Genomic DNA, 3,229 nt, shown 5'->3' on the forward strand with positions numbered 1-3,229 from the left:
GGGGGCCGGGTCGCTGCCGCCGTGCTGGACGCCGTGGGACGCCTCATCCCGGGCGTCGTCCTCGCGGCGGTGGACCCCCTCGCGGCGCTGTCGGCGCGCGCGCATCCGGTCGAGTTCGGTCCGGCCGGGGTTGGCCCCGTCGACTTCGTCGACCATCGCCTCGACGAACTGCTCGGCCATCCGCCGGAGGTCACGGGCGTCCTGTAACTCCTTCTCCAGTTCCGCGATGCGGTCGTTCTTCTCGTTCAGTCGCTCGCGGAGTTCCGCGATGGTGTTTTCCTGTTCGCGCTTCTCGTCGCTTATCTCTTGGAGGTCCGAAACTAGGTCGTCCGAGACGGACTTGAGGTCCGGGCGCTCGAAGTCATCCAGTCCCGGCGTCGCCCCGGCGTCGAACGTCTGTTTGCGGTGGAACTGGACCCGCCGGACAGACTCGGACCAGTCGGTCATCATAAACGCCTCGCCGTCGTCTAAGTCCTCGACGCGTCGGCGTACTCGTTGTCGAGGATACGTCCCACGACTTTGGTGTCGTTGTTCCACGTCAGCCGGTGCCACACCAGCCAGTCACACTGGGTGATGTAGTCTTTCTTGACGTCGGCGGGTCGCTGGCTGATACCGACGATACCCAGACCGTGTTTGCGGCCGCGCTTGCCTATCTTGATCAGCATTCGGCCGCACTCGTCGAGGCCGCCCTGTTCGGGGATGTACTCGTGAATCTCCTCGACGAGGAGGAGGAACGGCTGTTTGAGTTTCTTGGCCTTAACGAACAGTTGCTTTGCGACGGCCGTCAGTAGTTCTCGGGCCTCGGACTCGTCTAAGAACGAGGAGACGTCGAGGATGATGGGGACGTTCTGTTCGAGAGCGAGCGTCGCCAGTTTCTCGGCGTGGTCGGGCGTGACCTGGATGTCACACTCGTCGTCGCCGCCGGCGTGGAGTATCTCGTACTCCTCTTTGAGGCCGTAGTACTCGCCGTCGATGTCGACGATCAACATCCCGAAGCCGTTGTCCAGCAGTTTCTCGGCGACGACCGACGCCGTGTTCGACTTGCCCGACCCGGACTTGCCGGTGACGAACCCCCGCCCGGTGAGGAGTTCGACGACCGGCAGCGACACCGAGGTGCCCGGGTCCCCGTGGCTGACCGGACCGTCGCTACAGTTCGCGACCGTTATCGTCCGCTCGTCGCTCATACACCACTGTCCCGGCCACGCCCGCATAACTCTCAGTCAGACACTGGAAAGCGATCTGATATATGTCAACGGGTATACGGCCGGCGGCCGTACCGTATCGCGAGCACATCTCGATGGCGCGCTACGGGACGGTTGTCGAGGACGGCACGGTGTACGTCGAGAGCGGCGACGGTCCCATCGAAATCGGCCCCGTCGACCGCATCGTCGCGGCCGTCGGCGGCCCGGCGTGGACCATCACGTACAGCGAGGCCGACAAGCAGGCCCACCCGGGGATGGACACCTCCGACGAGGGCCTGACCGTCGACGTGGTGGACATGCTCCGGACGATGACCCACAGCGAGCGCTTCGTCGAGACGCTGGCGACTCACCCCGCCGAACTCGACGACGACGGCCCCGAGGCGATGCCCCCGCGGATGGGCCTGTTCGTCGGGAAACTGCTGGAGAACCTAGAGAACGGCTTGAGTTGAGGTCGCCCGTGCGTGCGGACCGCCGACCGGACTGCGGGGATAGTATCGACCCTGGAATTTATTTCGGATACATTTCATTGGTATCGTATATGAGCGATCCGGGCACCAATCGGGAGTGGGGCGAGGCAAGCCGGCGTGACGTGCTTCGCGCCACGGGCGCAGGCGTCGTCGGCGGGAGTGTACTGAGAGGTGCCACGGTACCGGTCAGCGGGCGGAGTACCGCCGAGGAGTGGTCCCAGTTCGGGTACGACGCTGGGAACACCGGGTTCGCACCCGAGAGCACCGGCCCGTCCGGGGACATCGCCGAAGCGTGGTCGTTTCCCGAGCTTCCGGCGTTAGAATCGTCGCCTGCGGTGGCCAATGGCGTCGCTTACATCGGCCTGCGAAGAGGCATCGGTGCAGTGAATGCTGGCGATGGAACACTGCGCTGGCACTTTGACATAAACGGGCGCGTGACTGGCAAACCAACAGTCGAGAACGGCACCGTCTATGCCGGGAGTGACGACAACAGTCTGTACGCGGTGGATGCGGAGACGGGCGACCAACAGTGGCGCTTCGAAACTGGTGATACAATATGGTCGTCGCCAGCGGTGGCCGATGGCACCGTCTACGTCGAGAGTGACGACGACAACCTCTACGCAGTGGACGCGGAGACGGGCGACCAACAGTGGCGCATCGAAACTGATGATAGAGGGTTTACCTCGCCAGCAGTGGCCGATGGCACCGTCTACGTCGGAAATGTCAACGAGCTGTACGCGGTGGACGCGGAGACGGGCGACGAACAGTGGCGCTTCGAGGCTGACGGATGGGTGGAATCGCCGGCAGTGGCCGATGGCATCGCCTACATCGGGAGTGGCGACAGCCTGTACGCAGTGGATACAGAGACGGGCGACGAACAGTGGCGCTCTCGGATTGGTGGCCCTGCGGCGTCACTGCCAACAGTGGCCGACGGCATCGTCTACGTCGGGAGTCGCAATCACATTCTGTACGCGATAGAGACAGCGACGGGTGATAAGCAGTGGCGCTTCAGGGCTGACGATAACGTGGATTCGTCGCAAGTGGCCGATGGGACCGTCTACGCCGGGAGTGGGGACAACCTGTACGCGGTGGATGCAGCAACGGGCGACGAACAGTGGCGCTTCGAGACTGGCGGTGCGAGGACGCCGGCGGTGGACGATGGCACCGTCTACGTCGGGAGTTACGACGACACCCTGTATGCGGTAGATACAGCGACGGGCGACGAACAGTGGCACTTCGAGACTGGCGATACAGCGTTTTCCTCGCCGACGGTGGTCGATGGGACCGTCTACGTCGGGAATCACGATGCCACCCTGTATGCGGTGGATACAGCGACAGGCGACACACGGTGGCGCTTCGAAACTGGCGGTGCAGTCGCAGCTTATCGGCTTAGCTTATCCACTGGCTCAGCTAATCCGCCAGCCGCTGGGACGCGATATATACGTCCGCCCGCCAGAACAGACACCGATGACTCGCGTCGAGCACCACCGCGACGCCACCGACTACCGCGAGGCGGTCCGGGACCTGTTGGCGGTTGACGGGATGCGGAGTTCCACCCGC

2 protein-coding genes and 1 pseudogene are annotated in these 3,229 nt (G+C 63.8%); 2 read left to right on the plus strand and 1 reads right to left on the minus strand.

Annotated elements, in window-relative coordinates; all coding sequences use genetic code 11:
• Positions 1-1,184, minus strand: a pseudogene (locus GJ629_RS15155) (helicase HerA domain-containing protein); the annotation flags it as partial.
• Between the two features lie 113 nt (positions 1,185-1,297).
• On the opposite strand from GJ629_RS15155, the gene GJ629_RS15160 reads away from it, so the two are divergent.
• Together GJ629_RS15160 and GJ629_RS15165 are read left to right on the plus strand one after the other, a co-directional pair.
• Positions 1,298-1,651, plus strand: coding sequence for a hypothetical protein (locus GJ629_RS15160; protein WP_157513764.1), 354 nt, complete (start codon positions 1,298-1,300; stop codon positions 1,649-1,651).
• 89 nt (positions 1,652-1,740) lie between these two features.
• Positions 1,741-3,207, plus strand: a complete 1,467-nt coding sequence (locus GJ629_RS15165; protein ID WP_157513763.1) for a PQQ-binding-like beta-propeller repeat protein — start codon at positions 1,741-1,743, stop codon at positions 3,205-3,207.
• Positions 3,208-3,229 lie beyond the last annotated feature (22 nt).

Origin of the sequence: Halapricum sp. CBA1109 (assembly GCF_009741825.1) — an archaeon.
GTDB lineage: Archaea > Halobacteriota > Halobacteria > Halobacteriales > Haloarculaceae > Halapricum.